Source organism: Acidianus manzaensis, from assembly GCF_002116695.1.
Lineage (GTDB): Archaea > Thermoproteota > Thermoprotei_A > Sulfolobales > Sulfolobaceae > Acidianus > Acidianus manzaensis.
On record NZ_CP020477.1, the window covers coordinates 2,006,045 to 2,026,451 of the forward strand.

Here is a 20,407-nt window from a genome sequence, read left to right on the forward strand (position 1 = left end):
TAATGAATTGGAAAACATTATTATCAGCATCTTTGCCAATTCTAGTGCTGTTCCTTTATTCAATATTGTTTCATGTTAATATAATACTCTCATTAGAAAAGATTAATATTATAGTAATCTTAAGTTTTATAGCAAGTTATTTATTTCAAATCTTATTTATAGCAATAAGAGATAGTAAAATAGTAAAAGTGTCCTTAGCTAATGCTTATAAAGCTAGACTTTTAGGTAACGCAGTAGGTTTATTAGTTCCAGGTTGGGCCGGACAAGAATTAACAAGAGCTATAGTTTACAATAGAGAAAATAAGGAACTCATAGACGCATTTAGCTTATCAGTAGCGGAAGCATCTTTTGATGTAATAGCAGGAAGCATAATATTCCTAGCAATTCTGCCTTTAAAATTTTATGCAATAGAATTTTTGTATATACTTGTAGCTATAGGAAATATAGCAGGATGGGGAATAGGTATGGCTTACGTATATTCCACGGCAGGACGACATATAGGAATTGAAAAAAGCATATTAAGATTAGCTAAATTTGATCAATATTACTTCGTATTATTAAAAGGAAAAGATGCAATAAAAAATAATATAAGTGATATAAACATTATTTACTATTTCGCTTTAACAATAGCAGGATATTTAGTATTGAGCGCAGGAATATTTCCTTTAGTACATAATTATTTCTATGATATTTTAGTTACAATGAGTTATTTTGTAGCTACACTATTTCCTATTCCTGGTGCGTCTGGAGTATCAGAATTAGCTTTAGCAATACTCTTACCATCAACTTACGTATTTGACATAGTAATTCTAGAATATGTTTGTTACTCTTTAGGTTACATCTTTATTGGAGAAATAAATATTAGCGAACTTAAAAAAGAAATGAAAAAGATCAGAGAATATGGAAAGTTTTATCAAGACTCCAAATCCTGAAGAAGCAAAAAAACTAGTAGAAACATTAAACAAAAAAGAAGAATTCTGTATTAAAATTCCTTATACTCCAGATTCTATAATTTTCGCATCACTTCTATTAAAATATACTGAAAAAAATTTTGGAATATCGTATTCAAATGATTGTCAAATTGAGTTAAAAATTGATACTTCGGGTAAATCAATAAAAGTCCTTAATAATGAAATTTTTATTGGTAACTCATCATTTACCTCTATATTACCAGTAACAACTGAAGACATATTACCAATAATATCTGGAATAACATCTGACTGCATATTATCAAGAAGGAATTACACTGACTGGGAACTCCAGCTCTTCAATAATATGACTAATTTAGGCGTAAAAGTTGAAAAAAATCTAAAAATACCCGGATACACTGATTTGCCACTATTCTTATCCTTAATGGAATCATTTGATCCTTTCATACCGGACATAACAGGCAATAGAGAAAACTCAATAAAAACAGTAACAGAATTAGGGATAAACGAATTAGCTAAATTAAACGAATTAAGCGAAGGACAACTAAACACACTACTCTTCAAAATAACAAGTCTAATAATGAAAATAAACCCAAAAATTAGTAGAGACGATATAATAACTGATAGAATATTTTATCTAAACTATGATTCTTTAGAATTAGCTTTCGTAATAATATATTTTTTAGATACAATAGGTTCAAAATCAATTATAAACTTTACACTAAATCCTTCAATAATAGATTCAATGAGAGAAAAAATGAGAGAAAAAATAACAAAAGGATTTAACATATCAATAATTGAAGAAAACAAAAAATACTATATTGTAGATAGTAATTTAGACTCACCTAAATTATTACAAATAATTTTATTACAGCAGAATATAAAAAAGGATAAACCCATAGCAATAAAGAAAAACGGAAAAGAATACACATCAAGATTTTTTACTAATACTACAGAAGAAGGCTTGATAGAAATTGAAAGCTAATCTAAAAATAGTCGTTGATACACCAAACGCTAAAGAAATAACAGAAAGTATAAAGATAGATAATGTAAATATACCAAAAGATATGACTCTATCAATGACATATACAAATACACAAATAACAATAGAAATTTCAATTGAAGTCTCATCATCAAAATCAATCTTAACGCTAAGAAATACCGCAGATGAAATATTAGAACAAATAACTTTACTAGATAAACTACTTCAAAAGAATAGATAGCTTAAATATCCCCAACATTTAATTTATTTTCATGCCACTTAGACCCGGAAAATGCTATAGACACTTCTCTGGTCCAGCTTACACAAGAAAAGAATACATACCAGGTGTACCTGGACCAAAAATAAATAAATTTACTATGGGAGATCCAAACAAAGACTATGATTATGAAGTAAAACTAATAGTCAAACAAATAGGCCAAATAAGACACAATGCATTAGAAGCCTCTAGAGAATTAGCATTAAAACACATCACAAAAGCAGTAGGCAATGAAACTGACTTCTTCCTATGGGTTCTAAAATATCCACATCACGTATTAAGAGAAAACAAAATGATGGCATTCGCAGGAGCGGATAGACTTCAAGATGGAATGAGATTATCCTTTGGAAAACCAATAGGTACAGCAGTAAGAATAGTAAAACAAGGAGATGTACTAATGAGCCTTAAAGTAAAGAAAGATTTCTTAGCAGCAGCAAAAGAAGCACTAGAAGTAGCATCTAAAAAACTTCCTCTCGATACTACAATACAAATCTCTCCCCTAAAGGCGGAGGCAAAAACTCAGTGAATTATTTTTTTAACATAGATCATGTAGCAGAGGAAATACAAAAAAGAAATGCTAAAAAAGTTATATTACAATTTCCTGAAGGATTAAAATATTTTTCTACAGAAATAGTTACTAATTTAGAAAAAAGATTACCAGAAACAGAATTTATCATTTCTGGAGAACCAAGTTGGGGAGCATGCGATATAGCAGAAGATGAAGCTAACATATTAAACGCAGACCTAATAATACATTTTGGACACACACCATATACGTGGTATTACCCAAAATTTCCTACAGTATTCATACCAACAGAAAGCAACATAAGTATCAACGAAGAATTAATAAATAAAACTAAAGATCTAATAGTAAAATATTCTCCTAGAAAAATATCATTATCAGCTACAATCCAGCATACAAACTTACTACAAAAAATCAAACACTATTTCTCTGAATATGAAGTAGAAATAGGAAAAGCGTCAAACCCATTCATGAAAGATGGACAAATACTAGGTTGCGATTATAAAGCAATACCAAAAGATGTAGATCTTCACGTAAATATCTCAGGTGGTGAATTTCACGCAATAGGAATAGGATTATACACAGGAAAACCTGTAATTAACATAGATCCCTATTCCAATAATGCAACAGACCTAACTAATGAAATAAACAAAATACTTAAAATACGTTACTCTAAGATATTAGACGCATTAGATGCAAAAAACTGGGTTATAATTCAAGGAATCAAAGTAGGACAAAATAGACCACTAATGGTAAAATACTTTGAGAAAAAATTAAAAGAAAAAGGATATAGCGTATTTATAGTAAGTAATAAAGTACTTAATATAGAAGCATTAAGAAATATAGATAGAAGTTATATAGATGCATATATAGTAACTTCATGCCCCAGATTGCCTACAGACGACTTATATAACTATGAAAAACCAGTTCTAACTCCCGGAGAAGCAAAAATGGTTATAAATAATAAACTCGAGCCTTATATATTTCCGTGGTAAAAATGCTACCCCAAGGCGATCTAATCTGTCCAGGGACATTACTAGCTGTAGAAGAAGAGTTTTCAGCTGGTGAAGGATCATATGAGGAAAACGGAAATATAAGAGCAGCGTTAGCAGGCAAAGTATTTTATGATATGATAAGCAGAAGAAGCAACGTCTTACCATCAAAAAAGACACTTTTCACCAGTTTAAAAAAAGCTAAATACGTTTATGGCATAGTAACATCAATAAAAGAAGAAACAGCAAATATTACAATAAGCTCCATTGAAGAAACATTCATCTCCCCAATCTCAGGAATATTACACGTATCTCAAACTGCTAACAAATACATCAAAACCATAACTGACGCAATAAGAACTGGAGATATAATAAGAGCTAAACCAATAACATACACAACACCAGTTTTCTTAACATTAAAAGGAAAAGATCTTGGAGTAATAATCGCTACATGCTCAATCTGCGGACATCTACTAATTAAAGCCGACGAAGAACATTTAAAATGTCCAAACTGCGGTAATATAGAACAGAGAAAAATAGGAAATTACATGGTGAAAAAACTTGCAAATTAAACTATTAAAATCCACAGATACTTACCTAGAAATACAAATAGATGGAGAAGATCATACTTTAGGGAACCTACTGGCAGAAATATTAAGAAACATAAACGGTGTAGTATACGCTTCATATTATCAACCACATCCACTAATACAATCAATAGTATTAAAAATCATGACAAATGGCGAAACAAAACCACTAGACGCAGTAAAAGAAGCTATAGAAAAAGCTGAAAACTATACAAATAATTTCATTGAAGAGCTCAAAAAGATATGACAAACAAAAAAGAAAAAAGAACTGCAATTATAACACAATCAGATTTTTTATACGGTATATGCGTGTTTAGAGGCCAATTTTTAGAACACCTATTTTTAGACAAAAATAAAGATAAATTGATAAATTCTTTTAAAACTTCTTCTATTTATAATGAAGTAAACACATTTGATGAAGATCCATTACTAAAAAGTATTTGCCAAAACATACTTGATAAGCTATCGCAAAAAATAAATAAAATAAAATCTTAACTTAGTGTATTGTCGGGCGATATTACATGAAGTTCTGTCCAAAATGCAATTCTATGATGGTTCCAAGAAAAATTAATGGAAAAAGCGTATATAAATGCATGAAATGCGGATACGAAGAAGAAGCAAAAGCATCAGAAGTAATAACTACAAAAATAAAACATAAAGAAACAGAAAAAATCCTTGTATTAGAAAACGACGCAGAAGTACCTCAAGGAGCTCAAAAAATCAAAGGAGTAGTTTGCCCTAATTGTAAGAACGACGAAGCATACTTCTGGATCCTCCAAACCAGAAGTGCAGATGAACCAGCAACTAGATTTTATAAATGTGCAAAATGCGGAAAAGTATGGAGAGAATACGAGTAAAAAGCTAACATTAAACTTATTTTCCATAGAAGTATTTTAGAATAGCGTGGACCCGTAGCTCAGCCAGGATAGAGCGCCGGCCTTCTAAGGCGAGGCCGGAGCTAGTCGGTGGTCGTGGGTTCGAATCCCACCGGGCCCGCCACGCTCAAAACAATTGTTAATATTTTATCTTATGGTTGTTTATGTTTTCAAATTTTTCACTAAAGAACGATATTGAGGTTTCTTTTACTATATATGATAATATCAGTATTGAATAAACTGAGTATTTTAACGTTAGACTTACAATTTCTCTAATTTGGACATACTGATTGAGATTTAGCTCCTCTTAATGGATCTGGTATAAATATTCTGATACTGTTTCTTCTGCGGATTATATTTGTGATTGATATCTCCAGATAGCTTTATTATTTCACCTGCTATTTTTAATCCTTTTAGTCCTGAGGATGGTGAGTCTCTGCTGTAGGACTACAGACATATATTATATTATTTCTTAGACATATATTCGTTTATAATCTTTTCAAACAATTTAAGTGTACTATGATTTCTTATGTGATAGTAATTGCTTATTAAGTATAAAAGAAGAATAGTGCCAAATAATTAGATGTTATAAAGATGTTAATTTATGTTGATAAACGTTTATTGTGGGCCCGGGGGGATTTGAACCCCCGACCTCCCGGTTTCTAATTAGGGATTATCAGCCGGGCGCTATAACCATGCTAAGCTACGGGCCCATTCATCTTTATAACGTAATTTGATTTAAACTTATCTATTAATACTCTGAGATAATTGTCGTAAGAATGAGAGTGATATAGCTTTACTCTTCTTATCTATATTCTTCTAAAATAAGTAATTTAGAAAATAGAATAAATAAAATAATGTAATTTATAAGTTAGCTAATGAACACTCAGTGACTACTCAGCCTCATATAAAACATATTAGTCGGGTTTGACTTATACAAACCCGATCAGGGTGAGGCCGAACTCAACCTGGAGCTTACGGATAGAGACTTCCGGCCCCTTAACCCCCATTTCTGTTAAAGGAATATTTGTTTAACATTGCTCCAACTACATAATTATGTAGTTGTACATGTGAATTTTTTCTAACTTTATTTTTTTCATATACATGTTTTATGTTTACCTGATTCTTCTTATCATTGTTTACTATATATCGTTATTATTTAAAATATATTTAAACTTAAATTGGAATTGAGTCTAAACTACCTAAATATGTAATTAATAGTTTTAGATTTAAACTTTATATTACGTTTATTCTTACTATATATTACGATAACTCGTAATGAAGAATACCTTGATAATCTTCATAAACACATATATAATAATTTAACATAGATTATTTTCGCGATCGCTTTGCTTATAATCAAAAATTACCTACCGTTACCAAAACAAACAGATTCAGAATTTTGGACTGTAGATAAATTGAATCATATCAGACAACTTGCATTAACCGGCAAACCGTTTAAGATATTTGAAAAAAGGGATAGTCTTAGAGTATTAGACAGAATAGAGTTTCCATATATGAGGGAAAAAGATCCAAAGATTGTTATGGAGCCTTCTGCAAGTACTGAAATATCTTTTTCTAACATAACGATGTCTTCTCCTTTGTATTTAGGAGATATGTCGTATGGAGCTTTAAGTGGTATACCTAATATTATAATAGCTGAAGTTGCAGATTTGACTAATACGTTAGCTGGAACTGGAGAAGGTGGCCTTCATCCAGAAGTTGCCAAGCATAAGAGGATTTTTGTTCAATGGGCTTCGGCTAGATTTGGTGTTGATATAGATGTTTTAAATTCAGGACTGGGTGTTGTCATAAAAATTGGCCAGGGAGCTAAGCCGGGTATTGGAGGTCACTTACCTGGGAGCAAGGTTACTGATGCAATTTCTAAAACTAGAAGGATACCAATAGGTATAGATGCAATTTCTCCTGCTCCACATCATGATATTTATTCTATAGAAGACTTAGGCCAAAGAATTGAGGCATTAAAGGAAGCTACTGGTAAGCCTGTATTTGTTAAAGTCGCAGCTACTAATTATATTCCTTATATAGCTGCTGGAGTAGCCAGGATGGGAGCAGATGGAATAATTATAGATGGCCATGGTGCAGGTACTGGTGCTACTCCAGAAGTAATTAGGGATAATTTAGGTATTCCTATCGAATTAGCTATTGCTTCTGCTGATTCAGTATTGAGGGAGGAAGGTATGAGAGAGAAGTTTACTATAATAGCTGCTGGAAGAGTTGCAGATGCTACTGATGCTGCTAAGTTAATTGCTTTAGGAGCTGATGTTGTTAGTGTGGGTACTGCTGCTTTAGTCGCTATGGGATGTGTTATGGTTCATAAGTGTCATATTGGATCTTGCCCTACTGCTTTGACTAATAAGATAGATGGAACAAGGAGTATAGATATTGAATTTGGAGTTAAAACATTAAGTAATTTTGTTAGAGGTTTCTCTTTAGAGTTAGCTAATATCTTAGATAATTTGAATTTGAAATCAATTAAAGAGCTTAAAGGTAGGAGAGATTTACTTTATGCTAATGGATTACCTAGAGATGTTTTAGATATTTTGAAGATAAAAGGTGAAGTGGAAGAGTATAATCCTAAACTTGGAGAATTATGGAATAAGAGGAGAAGATTTCATCTTCATGAGCTAATGAATAAAGGCGAGCCTCCTATAACTAGTATGGGCAGTGTTTCTCCTCCTGATGTTGAAAAACCGGCTAGAATTATAGATTGGTTAAGATCTGATGGTGCACAAGTAACTAGGCCTCCAATAGATCCTTATAGAGAAGATATAGATACAAGTTTCCTATTAAATAAAGGAAGAGTTTACTTATCTCTTCCCGTAATTTTCGATATAAGTAATGCTAATGAGGAATATGCTAATGCATTTGGATGGGCTTCTTTTGCTTTAGGCTCTATGATATTTTCAGAAATAACAATTACTAAATATGGTGAAATTAGTTTTACTTCTGATGGTAAAGGTAGATTAAGCTGGAGTAAGAAGGCAGAAGAAGGTAAGTATTTGATTATAACATCTGAAAAAGAGGCAGAAGAGATGTTAAATTATAAGGGTATTCAAGGGTTTATAGTAGATGAAGATTCTTCTGATGAGGATCTTGAATTAGTTGTTTCTGATATTGATACTAAATTGAAAGATGCAGGGATAAGAAATAATTATGATATTATTGCCAAATCTTCTAGGCTGAGAGATTCAGCGGATGTATTTAAGTTAGTTGCATTAGGTTCTGATGCTGTAATTTTACCTTATAAGATTTTGGAAATTGCCATTGGAGAAGGAAGTAAAGGTAATCTGAAAGAGAGAGCATTTAATCTTATTTCTGGAATGAAGAAGGAGATTGCTTTAATGGCAGGAGCTGCTGGAGTTTATAGTGTTCAGTCTACGTTAACTGGAAACAGGGAGTTACTTAGGGCTGTTAATATGAATTCGTATATAGCTAGGAGATTAAGAGTTAAGGAGGCTGGTTCATTATGATTTATTATCCGTCTGGTTGTGGTGTTTTAGGTGTATTAAGAAAGGCTAATGCGCCTAAAATAAAAGGTAAGGATATTGTTAATGCTATAGATATTATAAGTTATAGGGGTAGTGATAAAGGAGCTGGATATGCAGTATTTAATTTATCTGAAAATAATTATTATTTCATAAAAGCTTTCTATACTGGAGATTCTGAAGAGATAAAGAATTTTCTAGAAAATCAAGGGTTAAGAATAGTTAATGAGAATGAGAAATATGTAGGTGATATTTGTGATTGTAATTTTGAGGTTTCTATAGGGAATGTTGCTAATTTGAAGAAAGTTGTAAGGAATGTTAATGAACTTCTATGGGATAATAGAAGAGGGAGAATTTATAGTGTTGGAAAGTCTTTATCTGTGTTTAAAGGCGTAGGATATCCTAAAGATATAGCTAAAGAATATAATATTCATGAAATTGAAGGAGATATGTGGTTAGCTCATACAAGGCAACCTACTAATTCTCCAGGTCATTATCCTTATTGGTCTCATCCTTTTTCTTCATTTGATATAGCTATTGTTCATAATGGGGATGTTAGTTCTTTTGGAGCTAATGTTGAATTTTTACAGTCTAGAGGATGGGGAGGATTCGTTGGAACTGATAGTGAAGTAATGGCTTTCTTATTCGAGGAATTGTTAAGTGAAGGTCTTAGTATAGAAGAGGTAACTAAAATTATTGCTAATCCTTCTAGAAGGTTTAATGAATTAAATTTTGAAAAAGATTACATTTATAGAAATGCTAGATTAGATGGACCATTTACTGCAATAATAGGATACGATTCCAAAACTGATCTGTACATGGTTGGAATAGCTGATAGATCTAAGTTTAGACCAGTTTTAATTGGAGAAGACGATAATTATTATTATATAGCTAGCGAGGAAAATCAAATAAGGTTAATGAACCCTTCAGCAAAAGTATGGACTTTAGAGCCCGGAGAATATTTTATAGCTTCTTTGAAGAGAGGAGTTATACGATACGGAAGAGAAACTAGCAGAATTTCTAGCTTCTCTATTCCAAGTTTTCATACAAACAATTATGATATAGATGCAAGAAATATTGGATATAAAGATCTTAATAAAAAAATTATGGAGATAATTAAAGAAAAGAATAAGAGAGAGATAACAATTGTAAATGTATTAGGCCACAGGTTTATAGGTATAAGTTTTCCAAGAGCTAATGTTAGACTAAACCTATATGGTGTTGTCGGAAATTCTATGGCAAATTTGAATGAAAATAATGAGTTTTATGTTTATGGAAACGTAGCTGATGATTGTTGCGATACTATGCAAGGAGGTAAAGTTGTTATTAAGGGTGATGCTAGAGATGTTTTAGGTCAAGCGTTTCAAGCTGGTTACATATTTGTAAAAGGAAATGTAGGTAATAGAGTTGGTATTCAAATGAGAGAATATAAGGATAAGAAGCCCTATTTAATAGTAGGCGGGATGGCTGATGATTATCTCGGCGAATATATGGCTGGTGGTACAATAGTAATATTCGGAAATGGAATAAATGGAGAGCCAGTAGGAAATTTTATCGGAACTGGAATGGTTAGAGGCAAGATATATATAAGGGGTAAGGTTAATAGTGGAAAAATTGGATTGCAACCAAACAAATATGAAATGGAAAGATTTCTTAGAGCATTATATTTAGACGAAATGATTTCAAATGAAGAATATGAAGAATTGAAAGGGAAGTCTTATATTGAAGTTATGGAAAAACTAAAAGGAGAAGCTAAAGAATATGCTAAAAGATTATTTGAAGAAAAAGTTGGTATACCAAACTATGAATATAGAGAATTAACAGAAGAAGAATTTAAGGAACTAGAACCAGTGATCAAACTTTATGAGAATGATATAGGAGGAAAATATCTAGAGTTACTAAAAGAAAAATATAGCATAATCTATAGAGACTGAGAAATTTTATCACTTTCATTTGGAAATATAGTAATAGAATTAATTGTAAAAGTTAATTCATTGTTTATTAACATAAATTAACATTCTTATAGCATTTAATTATTTAATATACATTCTTCTTTTTACATAAACAATTTCTATAAAATAGAAATCAACAACCTATTTAGCAACGGAATATAATAACAACATAACTACCGACAAAAAACCACCTAGTCTACATAAAGGATTCATATAGAAATGACAACCTACACAGGCTCATACTATCACGTATATATGATATATAAGTTAAAATTTATTATATAATTTCTAAAGATATAGCCAAACTCCTATGACTATATAAAGTGCTATATATGTTTTTGATTAGACGAAAAATATAAATTTATGAAGTATAAATTGTCTCTTGCGGTCGTAGTCTAGCCTGGATTTAGGACGCGGGCCCTCCAAGCCTGAGATCCCGGGTTCGAATCCCGGCGGCCGCATTGTGAGGGATACCCCCACACCCCCATTTTCTTTCAGTTTTAGATATGTTTCAACTACGTCAATTAAAGGTCCGACGTAAGTTTCCTTCGTCTCACCGTTTATCGTTTCCAATTTATAGACATAATACCGCCCTTTTCTCTCACGTATAATTATGTCGCCATATTTATAACGCGTCTTATCTTTCGCCATTTTTACGCCCGTATTATGATTGCCAATACGCATTTAAAAGCTCTGGCAACCCGTTAGTTTTTGCCGTCAAAAAACGTAGAACTGAAAGAAAACGGCAAATAGTATGTAATACAAAGTTTGTACAGAGTAATGCTTAAATACTACAAAGTACAAAGTTTATACTGAGAAAAATGTCTGAGACCCACATAACTGTAAAACTCGATAAAAAGCTGAAAGATCTTTTTTCAACCCTCTGCAAATCGGAAGGGGTTGATCTAAGTCAGGGCACAAGAGAGTTAATCATGGAAGCCATATCAAGAGGTTACATCGTTAAGGAAAGAAAGGAAAGAATGCAGAAGGTGAATAGCGCATGAAGCCCCTATACAAGAGAGAAACACTCCCAATCGTAAAGCCATTTGACGAAGTTATTGTCAAAATCTTATCACAGCCCAGGGAGATTGAAAGAGAAGTCACGCTAAAAGATGGAACGGTAAAGAAAATCGTTGACTATAGCGTAATCGTTAGGCCGTTAAAGGGTAAGTTTGAGAGTGCCACTGAGAAAATCGTTTCGAAAACCGAAGACGGCGACGAAATTGTAAAGCCAAAGAAGTACGACGCCGATGAATTAGGTGATAAAATAGTAATGAAGCTAACGCCAAAAGCATTTCAAATATTATACGACGCATGGCAAAACAAAGAGATAAAAGAGGACACGAAATTATACATTAAGGTAACGAAGAAACAGAACAAAGCATTCTTCGATGAAATATCAATTGTTGATGACGAAGAAGAAAAGCCTAAGCCCAAGCTAAAAGGATAACATCTTTTTTAGGGTGTTTTTTTATGAAGACTCCTTATTCTTATCAATTAGAGGTAGCAAACAAAATTAGAGACGCTATCGACAACGGCAAAAACGTTATTCTTGAAATGCCGACCGGAAGCGGAAAAACTTTCACAGCCCTTTACGCTTTGCAGATTTATGATCATTTTATGGTTAATACAAGAACAGTATCACAGTATCAACCTTGGGAGAGAGAAGCTAGAGAACTCGATATAACTTATGCTGGCTTAATCGGCAAAACCAGAGTATGCAGAAAACCGTACAGAAAGGTGAAAGTAGGTAACAAAGTTAAGTATAAGACAAGTAAATGTACATGGACCGAAAAAGGAGTAAGACAATATTGCGAAGAATATGCATACGAAATAAATTATGAAGCACTAAGAGAGAAAGGGATTTATAGATATTGCATAGAAGCATCAAAATGCCCTTATTTCGAATTGAAGATAAATCAAAACGCTAAGATGTATTTAAGCACATACGTCGGCTTCTTCTTAAACTTTGCGCCGGTAAAACACCATATCGCTGTATTTGATGAAGCCCACAACTTGATGAACCTTAATGATTTCATAGAGTTCAACATTTCAAAGGAAGAACTGTTAAAACTAATCAAACACACAGATGGTGCAGAACGTGAATATCTTATTGAAGTTAAGAAATTCTTAGACGGCGATATTAATACAATACCGATACCGCCCACCAATATAAGCGAAGAAACAGAAGAAATATATGATGCACTCAAAGAATATGACCCAGAGATTTGGAGAATTTACAGAGACGATAAAAAGTATAGGATGAAGCCGATCGATCCTTCTTATCTTCTTAGAAAGTTAGACGGGTATCAATGGATTATGATGTCCGGAACAATGTTTAGCGATGATTACATACAGAACGTTTTACATTTGTCAAATTATGAACGTATATCGGCTAAGCCGTTTGAACCAAATATTCAGTATTATCTTTACGACGATGAGAAGCTAAACTATAATTTTAGTAAACGCGACGGACTAACTCAGAAAACTGTAGAAGTCGTTAAGAGATTAAAGGCTGAAGATGGAATAACACTTATAGTTGTTTCATCATATCAAATGGCCGAATGGTTCAAAGGAGTCGCTGATTATATCGAAACGCCTAAAACGAAATTAGATGAAGTGAAAAAACGCGGTCTAATCGTTGCTGTCGCCAGAGGTAAAATTACTGAAGGTGTTGAATTCGTAGAAAATGGCAGATCTCTGATTAGAAGAGTGATAATTGTTAATCTACCATACCCCCAGACTAATGACCCTTATTTCCGCGACGTTGTAGACTACGTTACAAAGGTTTGGGGTCAAAAGACGATGTGGAAGTTAATGAACGAGATCGCTTACATCACTGTGAGGCAGGCAATAGGAAGAGCTGTAAGAGGTCCGCAAGATAAGGCAGAAGTTTACTTCCTTGACATACGCTTTAGATCACTGTTCGCGAGGTTGGGGCTAAGTGAAGAAGTACAGTTATGAAAGTGAATGTATAAACGCTAATATCGAAGTAGAGACACTCGACGAGACTTACGCTTTAATTGATGATGGCATAGTTTACATTGTACCAAATTACCGCTATTTGAAAGATGGCAAAGAAGTACAATATCCAATAACGGAAGGAACTTTCAAGAGAAGCGGAGAATGTACATCGATTAAAAGAGAGAAGGAAAAGTTCGATGATTTCGTTAGGCAAGTTTTAGCAGAGAATACGCAAGAAGTACCTATCCAGAAATGGATAATGGAAAACTATCCGAAAGAGTGGGAAGAGTTACAAAAAGATCCGATTAACTGGTTCTTGCGCGAAAGTGAACAATGGCATATAGGAGATGAAGAAGTAAAACTGCTTACGCTTATAGCAATCAAATCTGCATTCTATGAGGGCCTACCAAAGATAGGCGTTCTGGTGTTGGGTTCTGCCGGTGCCGGAAAGTCTTCAGCCGTGAAAAGTATTGTCAATATGTTTGCACTGAAAGAGGGTTACGGTGCTGCGCTATGGGTTTCAAATCTTACAAAGAAGGCACTCAGTTATCTGGCATTTGAAGATAACGGTAAACTGCTGAAAAATAGATGCTTATTTATCGTTGAGACAATTGATGTTGAGGCGTTAAAAGAACTCAGCCTCTTAATGACTGAAGGCAGATTAGCGAATTTAACGGCAAAATCGATAGATGACAAACTCGGTAGTAGCTACGGGATTGTAGACTATCCGCCGTCCGTAGTATCGACTGCAGTCAACGTAAACTATAGTGATGATCAGGTAACGCAAATAATGAGCCGTTTCTTGACCATTGCAATCGATCTGGAGAATAGGGGTGATGTGGACAAGATTTATGATAAAATCGCAGAAAGAGGGGACAATGCCTTCACCTACGACGTCGTGACTAAATATCTTGCTATCGCATGGATGTACTATACTCCGCGTTCCGTCAAGCTACCGCAGGAAATAGCAAACAAATTTAGAGACGTGATAAAAGAATACAATCAATACGCATTCAGAGTTTTCGAACAAGGGTTAAAAGTTATGAAAATATTAGCGTCTCTGTTGGGTAAAGAGCAAGTAGATGAAGAGGTTTATCGTTTATTCTCTCAGAAGCTATTACGTTACTTCTTAGTGTCGGCAGTCGGGTTGACAAGCGTAGAGCTGAAGGCGTTGCAATCTACAAGTATTGAATTTGAGGAGACAAAGATAATCGCTCAGCGTTTAAGAGTTGATACGGAGACTGCAAAAGGATGGCTATACAACTTGGCAAGGAAGGGATTGGTAGATAACGACAGAAGGAGCAACAGACTTGTATGGAAGCGTAATGAGTTCGGCCAGAAAGTAATAGACTTAGTCTTAAGCGGTTACCAAGAGGAAAAGGATGAAAACGGCGATCTGCAGTTTGCGGGAAATATGGCGGGGCTTTACGGTGATTTAAAGGGTAAACAGTTCTCCGTCACTGAATTCTACGGAATATTGGGTGATGAGTTGGCGGATAAAGTATTGAAGTGGGCGGAAGAAAGGGGGCTAGTAAATCACAAAATGATAGACGGGGAGGAGTATATTGAGTTCTTGTAAAGAGTTTGATGGGTTAGCAGCAACTGAATACAATATTAAAAGAGCCGAACAATGCCTCAAACTCACATTCCTTTACATCGATAGAACGACAGATCCACCGCTATTACGTTATATTCCGTTTCACGATGATTATGAAATTATAGGGTGGATACGGAAGACCGGCGATGATATACAGGGAAGTATAGATGTTGAGAAGGATGTAGCTGATAATTTGGATGACGGTACGTATTTTGTGATAAGGTTCAAAAACGGTAAGGAGATATTACTGGATGAGGATCAGTTACGGCACATCGATACGTTACTGAAACTAAAATTTGCTTTAAAAAAATGAAAATTCGAATTTACTAGAATTATCTCTGGAAGACAGTTTCAAGTAAAAATTAGTGACCGCCGAGAAAAAATGTAAAACTTCGTCGTAAACATTTATAGGATTTTTCTCACCTGTCACTAATTTTTACTAGCAACTGTCTTCCGGAGATATTGTTCGAATTTTTTGTGTTGCTCACTAATTTTTACTAGAAAGTGTCTCCCGGAGATAATTCTAGTAAATTCGAATTTTTCTCAGTGTTCACTAATTTTTTCAAGAAAGTATTACTCATTGATCAATTGGTATTATCTAATCCTGGATTAAACTGATATTACCAAGTGTTACTATATATTCAGTTTAAATATACAAAAAAATAGTACATTTTAATGGCGCAAACTCTAGAGACTGCAAAGATTTTAGGGCTAATAACGCTGATAAAAAAGGCTATAGAAAATGACGACATAAAGATGGCAATAAAATATGCGAGAAAGGCTAAACAACTATATTGCGACAAAGCAAGAAAAGATTGGTGGTATCGCCAGTGGCATAGTGCATTTGAAAGCATTGAATATGATTTACGTAGGGGTTTCATCGATTTGTCTTATGAAACGTTGGAACAAGCCGAATTTCATGCTTCCGTTATGGCTTCACCCGCTTTTTCCAAAGCGTCCATCAAGCAAAGTAGGCCCTGAGCTACATCTTTGCCCTTATTCGTTAAATAAAGTTTTTTCTTTTTTATTTTCCCTTCTTGTATCTCTTTCTCCTCTACGAAGCCGTCTTCTACTAGTTCAACTTTAACTTTATAGAATGTGTTCGGGGCGAGGCCAGAGTACTTTAGTGCTTCATTGACATTGCAACCTTGGTGCAAATATATTGCTCTAATTACAAGAGCGTGATTCGTTAAGAAATTACTTTTCATACTTTATACTTTGAAGTCTAAAGTATTAAGAGCTGTACGTTTATTGTACACAGTTTGTACAGAGTAATATTTAAATACTACAAAGTACAAAGTATGTACAGAGGATCAGAAATGGAAGCCCCACAAGAACAAAAAGAAAAAATTGAAGTTATAACGGATTTCTTTTTTTCCGTAACTAGAACACATCTCGAGGATTTGCCCCATGTAAAAATGGTCCACGTTAAGATAGATGTAGGCCCTGATACGATAGTTGACAATAAGTCAACAGAGAATCCAATATTTGACGACGAGATAGCTAAGATAAGGAAGTTGTACAGAGCACTGCTATTAACGGAATTCGACGAAAGCAGGGACGCAATAAAGAAGGAAATTCTGTTGCATATAGCAAACTTACTATCCTTCATAATGTGATGGTGAGAGAATGTTCTTCGGAAGAAATAAGCAAAAAATCCAGGCCGAAAAGGTCCCGGAAAGGGTTGCTACTTTGTTATCAAAATTTGAAGAGGCCATAAGGGAAGATGACAATGCCAAAGCAGCAATTTACGCTAACGAAATCGTAGAACTCGTTAAGTTTGCTTGCGGTGAGGTGAAACAATGACCACATATGTATGAGAGATAGAGGTGAGATAAAAGATGGCCCAACCCCAAAAAACCGTTAATGCACAAGATTTGTTCAAAGCTTTTTTAGAAAAAGTTAGACATTATAAAGATATTTCGAGGCTAATAAAGAGTGAGTATAAAAATGCAATATTCGAAATTGTACCACTATACATAGGGAAGCTAAAGGAATCGTTGTACAAGGGCGAGTACAAAGCGGACGCATTATTCTACATAACATATGGAAAAAGGGAGCTAATGGATGGCGAAATCATGATCAGGATTTACGGGGACGAAGTGAGGATGTGGCTACTGGTCGGCAACCTAACGTTCGAGGTAGATGTAGAGAAGGTGATGGACTGATGGCGAAAATTGTGGGCAAGTATCTCGTCAATGCCTTCAGTCTAAATATGTTACCAGACGACAATGAAGCTTGGTATAGGCTATACATCAAGAGATTAAGCACTAAGGAGTTCTGTGATGAAATAAAGAGCAATGTAAAGAATGCTATCGGCCACCAATCTACCATCGATCTCGTAAACCAGTTATGCAATATGAACTTAACCCCTAATAGGATTGAGATTCATCTTGAATTTGCCGACCCCGATGACGACAGCTTGGAAAGCTGGAAAAACGTGCTGTATGTGATCCAGGTTTCCTTAAGGTTGCAAGAAGGCAAGGTACTCTCGACAGAAGAGCTAGAGAGATTACTAAATGAGGGCAAGATAAAACTGCTAAAGATCGAAATTAGCGATCTAATGAGGGAAGCAGACGAAGAACTTGCTGAGGAAGAAGAGGGTGATGAGGAATGAAGGTCGTATCATTTAGAGCGGATTTAGATTTGTTAGAGCTGCTAGACAGATACGCAATGAATCATGGGTTGCCCAGGTCGGAAGTCATAAGGAAAGCGATAGAAGACCTCGTTAAGGGTGAGGTGAAATAGATGGAAAGCTTATTCAGAGTTAGAAAGCTGTCTGATACTGAGTATGAACTGATCCCATTTAAAGAACAGGAAACTATTTCATTTAAGATAACGGAAGAGGAATTGAAGGCAATCGATCAGATTGCGAAACAACTGGGGATGACAAAGTCCGACCTTATTCGGAAAGCTATTTACGAATTTCTAAAGAGGGAGGGGATGCTATGAGGATGATGAGGGTGACATTCATGATATCTTCCAATGATCTTGAAAGGATTGACAAATTAGCGTTACAACAAGGATTGACAAGAAGCGATATCATTAGACAAGCGATTCGCGACTATCTATTAAAGGAGGCGAGTGAACTATGATCTATCAATGTCTTAGGTGTGGGAAGATTTTCAAACGTAAGAAGCTCATTAAGCTGCATTTGCAGAGAGTGCATCAAATTCACATTCATGATGATGAAATTGAGTTCTACATTTCGCCGTTCTCGTTGAAGAAGGTGAATAACAATGCCGGTAAGATACATCTGTAAGAACTGTGGCTACGAACTATACAGATTTGAGAGAGTAGGGCAGGACTTTTACGGCGTGCGAATGCCATCAGAAATAATATCATTACTTGGTGGAAAGTGTCCGAGATGCGGACATCCACTAGGAGTGCCTGCTTTAGATGATATCAGAATTAGATTGAGAGTGAGGTGGGCGAATAAACATGGTTGAATCTCATGTCAAAAAACATGAGAATAAGAATACTCCTAAACATTTAACATTTCATCTTTCGGAAGACGAATGGTTACGGTACCATCAACTTGACAGAGAAACAAAACAAATGATTAGGTTGGTTGTTAAGTCGATCATATACAACCCCGAATTAGTACAAGAAGCCGGTTATATCTACAAACTACTGATTTCAAAAACAATCAGTCCGTATGTCTGCCCTCTTTGTTTGATACCTTTTAGTAGTCTATTTGCATTAAAGCAGCATATCCGCTATCAGGAACATGAGAAGGAATGCAAAATTTGCGGGAAAAAATTCACATCAACTGAAGCTTTGCTGGACCATATTTGCAAAAAACATAATATTTGCGTGAAATAGGTGGAAGATTATGAGAATCCTTAAAATAGTTTGGATTCTCTTCATCCTACTGAACGTTTATGATGTTGTAATATCCGCAATATATGCGATACCCGGAGCGATGAATTACGGTCAAGTATTTGAAACGAACTGCCTTTTGTCGCTTTATCTTTATCATTATGAAGGCTCTGTTTCGTATGTTTTAGCAGTATTAATGTTGATCTCGCTTAAGCTTCTTCTTTTCACCGGAGTTTATTGGTATACAAAGCTCTTCGACCTATTGAAGGTAAGTAAGTATAAATGGGTTTCATTGCTACCGTTTATTGCTTTCTCATTCCTCTTTGACTTAATTAATACATCTGCCCTCATCTGGCTTAAAATACCGCCCTTCTAGTAGCCATTTTTAAAGTCTATCTTCTTTTCCCAGAACAATGCAAGTGAAAAAATATCTACTAATAGGGATCTCACTATTCATACTATCGTTAGTTTCTCTAAACACATTTGCAGTAACTGCGAATCAATTAGGGGCTAGCACAATACTCTGTACTTACAATGGTGTAAATTGGGCTGGTGTTGCTTACTCTGACGAATGGAGTGCCGACTTTGGCTTCCTTAGAGTTTGGGGAGTGGTACCATGGGCTACCGATAGTATATATGTTGGGAATCTATCACTAGCTTATGCCGGTTTCACAAATCCTAACGTAATTGGTATATGGGTTGGACTAAGCCCTGCAAAAATAGGGACCGGTCTTTCCGCCACAACCTCAGAAGTAAAAACTACATTCGTCCAAGCTGGGTATGATTTATTTATTTATTCAAACGGATTATTGAAAGTACAGTATTTTGTTGAAGTTTTCAATAACAAACTGTGTCATTCTGTTGAAGCTATTGTACCTTTTGGCCCATTCACTTATCTAGATGTGTTCTTAGAGAATTTCTTCAATGGCACAGCGTTAGCTCAGTTCTACGCATTTTATGAAAACGGAAGCTATTGGACTAAATCTGTGTATGTATCTATACCATTTACGGATACAGCTTCGGCTATGAGTATAGTTGAAGCACCTCTCTCGCCGTGCGGTTACTTAAGTGAGTTGCCATACATACGTGGCGGTATGATACACTTTATGTTTGACTATGTTGGTCCAAATGGTAGCCAATATGTTGGTCCCGGTAATATAGCATCTGGTACTACAATGTATGCTGTTGTCTTCAATCTTGATGAAGCATCGCCCTGCAACACAGCTGAAGCTGAGATTGTAAATGGATGGCCTAATAGTGCTGGCGGATGGGATTACTTATATAAATTCATCTATCCTTATTCAGGAATAACTACGACAGCTCTATAAGGGAAAGATTTTTTTATTTTTCTTCTTTTCTTGTCGTATGGAGTTTGTAAACGCCACCCCAACAAACACT

General features: G+C 34.7%; 26 protein-coding genes, 3 tRNA genes and 2 pseudogenes. 28 read left to right on the forward strand and 3 right to left on the reverse strand.

The window, feature by feature from the left end; genetic code table 11:
- Positions 1-2: 2 nt before the first annotated feature.
- The 10 genes from B6F84_RS10230 to B6F84_RS10275 all read left to right on the forward strand — a co-directional run bounded on the left by B6F84_RS10230 (position 3) and on the right by B6F84_RS10275 (position 5,289).
- Entirely contained in the window at positions 3-932 is a 930-nt protein-coding gene (locus tag B6F84_RS10230; protein ID WP_148692148.1) for a lysylphosphatidylglycerol synthase domain-containing protein, read from the forward strand.
- Positions 901-1,914, forward strand: a complete 1,014-nt coding sequence (locus B6F84_RS10235; RefSeq protein ID WP_148692149.1) for an SSO0295 family DNA-binding domain-containing protein — start codon at positions 901-903, stop codon at positions 1,912-1,914. Before B6F84_RS10230 ends, B6F84_RS10235 begins: the two co-directional genes overlap by 32 nt.
- Complete coding sequence (locus B6F84_RS10240) at positions 1,904-2,152, forward strand: KEOPS complex subunit Pcc1 (RefSeq protein WP_148692150.1); 249 nt, start codon at positions 1,904-1,906, stop codon at positions 2,150-2,152. Before B6F84_RS10235 ends, B6F84_RS10240 begins: the two co-directional genes overlap by 11 nt.
- 31 nt (positions 2,153-2,183) lie before the next feature.
- On the forward strand, positions 2,184-2,714 hold the full coding sequence (locus tag B6F84_RS10245; RefSeq protein ID WP_148692151.1) for a 50S ribosomal protein L16: 531 nt from the start codon (positions 2,184-2,186) through the stop codon (positions 2,712-2,714).
- Positions 2,711-3,706, forward strand: a complete 996-nt coding sequence (dph2, locus tag B6F84_RS10250; protein ID WP_148692152.1) for a diphthamide biosynthesis enzyme Dph2 — start codon at positions 2,711-2,713, stop codon at positions 3,704-3,706. Before B6F84_RS10245 ends, dph2 begins: the two co-directional genes overlap by 4 nt.
- Positions 3,707-3,708: 2 nt before the next feature.
- Entirely contained in the window at positions 3,709-4,275 is a 567-nt protein-coding gene (locus B6F84_RS10255; RefSeq protein ID WP_148692153.1) for an exosome complex RNA-binding protein Csl4, read from the forward strand.
- Complete coding sequence (locus tag B6F84_RS10260; RefSeq protein ID WP_148692154.1) at positions 4,265-4,537, forward strand: DNA-directed RNA polymerase subunit L; 273 nt, start codon at positions 4,265-4,267, stop codon at positions 4,535-4,537. The genes B6F84_RS10255 and B6F84_RS10260 overlap by 11 nt, the downstream gene beginning before the upstream one ends.
- Positions 4,534-4,785 (forward strand): DNA-directed RNA polymerase subunit M, encoded by a 252-nt coding sequence (locus tag B6F84_RS10265; protein ID WP_148692155.1) that lies wholly within the window; start codon positions 4,534-4,536, stop codon positions 4,783-4,785. The genes B6F84_RS10260 and B6F84_RS10265 overlap by 4 nt, the downstream gene beginning before the upstream one ends.
- 26 nt (positions 4,786-4,811) lie before the next feature.
- Entirely contained in the window at positions 4,812-5,147 is a 336-nt protein-coding gene (locus B6F84_RS10270; RefSeq protein WP_148692156.1) for a transcription factor S, read from the forward strand.
- Positions 5,148-5,195: 48 nt separating this feature from the next.
- Positions 5,196-5,289, forward strand: a tRNA-Arg gene (locus B6F84_RS10275).
- Between the two features lie 500 nt (positions 5,290-5,789).
- On the opposite strand, the gene B6F84_RS10280 is transcribed toward B6F84_RS10275, so the two are convergent.
- Positions 5,790-5,878 (reverse strand) — tRNA-Ile (locus B6F84_RS10280).
- 636 nt (positions 5,879-6,514) lie between these two features.
- On the opposite strand from B6F84_RS10280, the gene B6F84_RS10285 reads away from it, so the two are divergent.
- The 3 genes from B6F84_RS10285 to B6F84_RS10295 all read left to right on the forward strand — a co-directional run bounded on the left by B6F84_RS10285 (position 6,515) and on the right by B6F84_RS10295 (position 11,087).
- Positions 6,515-8,659, forward strand: a complete 2,145-nt coding sequence (locus B6F84_RS10285) for an FMN-binding glutamate synthase family protein (RefSeq protein ID WP_148692157.1) — start codon at positions 6,515-6,517, stop codon at positions 8,657-8,659.
- A complete protein-coding gene (locus B6F84_RS10290; protein WP_148692158.1) occupies positions 8,653-10,608 on the forward strand; it encodes a GltB/FmdC/FwdC-like GXGXG domain-containing protein in 1,956 nt (651 codons plus the stop codon). The genes B6F84_RS10285 and B6F84_RS10290 overlap by 7 nt, the downstream gene beginning before the upstream one ends.
- A gap of 402 nt (positions 10,609-11,010) precedes the next feature.
- Positions 11,011-11,087: transfer RNA gene (locus B6F84_RS10295), tRNA-Gly, on the forward strand.
- 28 nt (positions 11,088-11,115) lie between these two features.
- Here the strand turns inward: B6F84_RS10295 and B6F84_RS10300 are convergent.
- Positions 11,116-11,310 (reverse strand): annotated as a pseudogene (locus B6F84_RS10300) (putative integrase); the annotation flags it as partial.
- Positions 11,311-11,626: 316 nt separating this feature from the next.
- On the opposite strand from B6F84_RS10300, the gene B6F84_RS10310 reads away from it, so the two are divergent.
- The 4 genes from B6F84_RS10310 to B6F84_RS10330 are packed head-to-tail and all read left to right on the forward strand — an operon-like array spanning position 11,627 to position 15,500.
- On the forward strand, positions 11,627-12,076 hold the full coding sequence (locus tag B6F84_RS10310; protein WP_148692160.1) for a hypothetical protein: 450 nt from the start codon (positions 11,627-11,629) through the stop codon (positions 12,074-12,076).
- 23 nt (positions 12,077-12,099) lie between these two features.
- Positions 12,100-13,590, forward strand: coding sequence for a helicase C-terminal domain-containing protein (locus tag B6F84_RS10315; RefSeq protein ID WP_148692161.1), 1,491 nt, complete (start codon positions 12,100-12,102; stop codon positions 13,588-13,590).
- The gene (locus B6F84_RS14000; RefSeq protein WP_222703207.1) at positions 13,571-15,169 is read left to right on the forward strand and encodes a hypothetical protein; all 1,599 of its coding nucleotides are present in this window, start codon (positions 13,571-13,573) and stop codon (positions 15,167-15,169) included. The genes B6F84_RS10315 and B6F84_RS14000 overlap by 20 nt, the downstream gene beginning before the upstream one ends.
- A complete protein-coding gene (locus B6F84_RS10330; RefSeq protein ID WP_148692162.1) occupies positions 15,156-15,500 on the forward strand; it encodes a hypothetical protein in 345 nt (114 codons plus the stop codon). Before B6F84_RS14000 ends, B6F84_RS10330 begins: the two co-directional genes overlap by 14 nt.
- Positions 15,501-16,104: 604 nt before the next feature.
- On the opposite strand, the gene B6F84_RS10340 is transcribed toward B6F84_RS10330, so the two are convergent.
- Entirely contained in the window at positions 16,105-16,395 is a 291-nt protein-coding gene (locus tag B6F84_RS10340) for a MarR family winged helix-turn-helix transcriptional regulator (protein ID WP_148692163.1), read from the reverse strand.
- A gap of 111 nt (positions 16,396-16,506) precedes the next feature.
- Between B6F84_RS10340 and B6F84_RS10345 the strand changes: the two genes are divergently transcribed.
- The 11 genes and pseudogenes from B6F84_RS10345 (at position 16,507) to B6F84_RS10390 (ending at position 20,337) form a co-directional block, all read left to right on the forward strand.
- Positions 16,507-16,806: a hypothetical protein gene (locus B6F84_RS10345; protein ID WP_148692164.1), complete on the forward strand. Its 300-nt coding sequence runs from the start codon at positions 16,507-16,509 to the stop codon at positions 16,804-16,806.
- Between the two features lie 10 nt (positions 16,807-16,816).
- On the forward strand, positions 16,817-16,993 hold the full coding sequence (locus B6F84_RS13900) for a hypothetical protein (RefSeq protein WP_187152680.1): 177 nt from the start codon (positions 16,817-16,819) through the stop codon (positions 16,991-16,993).
- A 35-nt stretch (positions 16,994-17,028) separates the two neighbouring features.
- Positions 17,029-17,355: a hypothetical protein gene (locus B6F84_RS10350; protein ID WP_148692165.1), complete on the forward strand. Its 327-nt coding sequence runs from the start codon at positions 17,029-17,031 to the stop codon at positions 17,353-17,355.
- Positions 17,355-17,804, forward strand: a complete 450-nt coding sequence (locus tag B6F84_RS10355; protein ID WP_148692166.1) for an STIV orfB116 family protein — start codon at positions 17,355-17,357, stop codon at positions 17,802-17,804. The genes B6F84_RS10350 and B6F84_RS10355 overlap by 1 nt, the downstream gene beginning before the upstream one ends.
- A pseudogene (locus B6F84_RS10360) lies at positions 17,801-17,929 on the forward strand (ribbon-helix-helix protein, CopG family); the annotation flags it as partial. The gene B6F84_RS10355 and the pseudogene B6F84_RS10360, both read left to right, overlap by 4 nt.
- Before the next feature lie 6 nt (positions 17,930-17,935).
- Positions 17,936-18,139, forward strand: coding sequence for a ribbon-helix-helix domain-containing protein (locus B6F84_RS10365; protein ID WP_148692168.1), 204 nt, complete (start codon positions 17,936-17,938; stop codon positions 18,137-18,139).
- 5 nt (positions 18,140-18,144) lie between these two features.
- On the forward strand, positions 18,145-18,282 hold the full coding sequence (locus B6F84_RS10370; RefSeq protein WP_476692195.1) for a ribbon-helix-helix domain-containing protein: 138 nt from the start codon (positions 18,145-18,147) through the stop codon (positions 18,280-18,282).
- 144 nt (positions 18,283-18,426) lie between these two features.
- Positions 18,427-18,636: a hypothetical protein gene (locus B6F84_RS14225; RefSeq protein WP_148692170.1), complete on the forward strand. Its 210-nt coding sequence runs from the start codon at positions 18,427-18,429 to the stop codon at positions 18,634-18,636.
- On the forward strand, positions 18,629-19,012 hold the full coding sequence (locus tag B6F84_RS10380; protein WP_148692171.1) for a C2H2-type zinc finger protein: 384 nt from the start codon (positions 18,629-18,631) through the stop codon (positions 19,010-19,012). The genes B6F84_RS14225 and B6F84_RS10380 overlap by 8 nt, the downstream gene beginning before the upstream one ends.
- Before the next feature lie 10 nt (positions 19,013-19,022).
- Positions 19,023-19,385: a hypothetical protein gene (locus B6F84_RS10385; protein ID WP_148692172.1), complete on the forward strand. Its 363-nt coding sequence runs from the start codon at positions 19,023-19,025 to the stop codon at positions 19,383-19,385.
- 37 nt (positions 19,386-19,422) lie between these two features.
- Positions 19,423-20,337 (forward strand): hypothetical protein, encoded by a 915-nt coding sequence (locus B6F84_RS10390; RefSeq protein WP_236748945.1) that lies wholly within the window; start codon positions 19,423-19,425, stop codon positions 20,335-20,337.
- Positions 20,338-20,407 lie beyond the last annotated feature (70 nt).

What these genes read in the sequence shown, in the direction of transcription:
- B6F84_RS10230 (WP_148692148.1), top strand. Translation starts at nt 3, where the DNA reads ATGAATTGGAAAACATTATTATCAGCATCTTTGCCAATTCTAGTGCTG.
- B6F84_RS10235 (WP_148692149.1), top strand. Translation starts at nt 901, where the DNA reads ATGGAAAGTTTTATCAAGACTCCAAATCCTGAAGAAGCAAAAAAACTA.
- B6F84_RS10245 (WP_148692151.1), top strand. Translation starts at nt 2,184, where the DNA reads ATGCCACTTAGACCCGGAAAATGCTATAGACACTTCTCTGGTCCAGCT.
- B6F84_RS10255 (WP_148692153.1), top strand. Translation starts at nt 3,709, where the DNA reads ATGCTACCCCAAGGCGATCTAATCTGTCCAGGGACATTACTAGCTGTA.
- B6F84_RS10265 (WP_148692155.1), top strand. Translation starts at nt 4,534, where the DNA reads ATGACAAACAAAAAAGAAAAAAGAACTGCAATTATAACACAATCAGAT.
- B6F84_RS10270 (WP_148692156.1), top strand. Translation starts at nt 4,812, where the DNA reads ATGAAGTTCTGTCCAAAATGCAATTCTATGATGGTTCCAAGAAAAATT.
- B6F84_RS10310 (WP_148692160.1), top strand. Translation starts at nt 11,627, where the DNA reads ATGAAGCCCCTATACAAGAGAGAAACACTCCCAATCGTAAAGCCATTT.
- B6F84_RS10315 (WP_148692161.1), top strand. Translation starts at nt 12,100, where the DNA reads ATGAAGACTCCTTATTCTTATCAATTAGAGGTAGCAAACAAAATTAGA.
- B6F84_RS10340 (WP_148692163.1), bottom strand. Translation starts at nt 16,395, where the DNA reads ATGAAAAGTAATTTCTTAACGAATCACGCTCTTGTAATTAGAGCAATA.
- B6F84_RS10345 (WP_148692164.1), top strand. Translation starts at nt 16,507, where the DNA reads ATGGAAGCCCCACAAGAACAAAAAGAAAAAATTGAAGTTATAACGGAT.
- B6F84_RS13900 (WP_187152680.1), top strand. Translation starts at nt 16,817, where the DNA reads ATGTTCTTCGGAAGAAATAAGCAAAAAATCCAGGCCGAAAAGGTCCCG.
- B6F84_RS10350 (WP_148692165.1), top strand. Translation starts at nt 17,029, where the DNA reads ATGGCCCAACCCCAAAAAACCGTTAATGCACAAGATTTGTTCAAAGCT.
- B6F84_RS10355 (WP_148692166.1), top strand. Translation starts at nt 17,355, where the DNA reads ATGGCGAAAATTGTGGGCAAGTATCTCGTCAATGCCTTCAGTCTAAAT.
- B6F84_RS10365 (WP_148692168.1), top strand. Translation starts at nt 17,936, where the DNA reads ATGGAAAGCTTATTCAGAGTTAGAAAGCTGTCTGATACTGAGTATGAA.
- B6F84_RS10370 (WP_476692195.1), top strand. Translation starts at nt 18,145, where the DNA reads ATGAGGGTGACATTCATGATATCTTCCAATGATCTTGAAAGGATTGAC.
- B6F84_RS14225 (WP_148692170.1), top strand. Translation starts at nt 18,427, where the DNA reads ATGCCGGTAAGATACATCTGTAAGAACTGTGGCTACGAACTATACAGA.
- B6F84_RS10380 (WP_148692171.1), top strand. Translation starts at nt 18,629, where the DNA reads ATGGTTGAATCTCATGTCAAAAAACATGAGAATAAGAATACTCCTAAA.
- B6F84_RS10385 (WP_148692172.1), top strand. Translation starts at nt 19,023, where the DNA reads ATGAGAATCCTTAAAATAGTTTGGATTCTCTTCATCCTACTGAACGTT.
- B6F84_RS10390 (WP_236748945.1), top strand. Translation starts at nt 19,423, where the DNA reads ATGCAAGTGAAAAAATATCTACTAATAGGGATCTCACTATTCATACTA.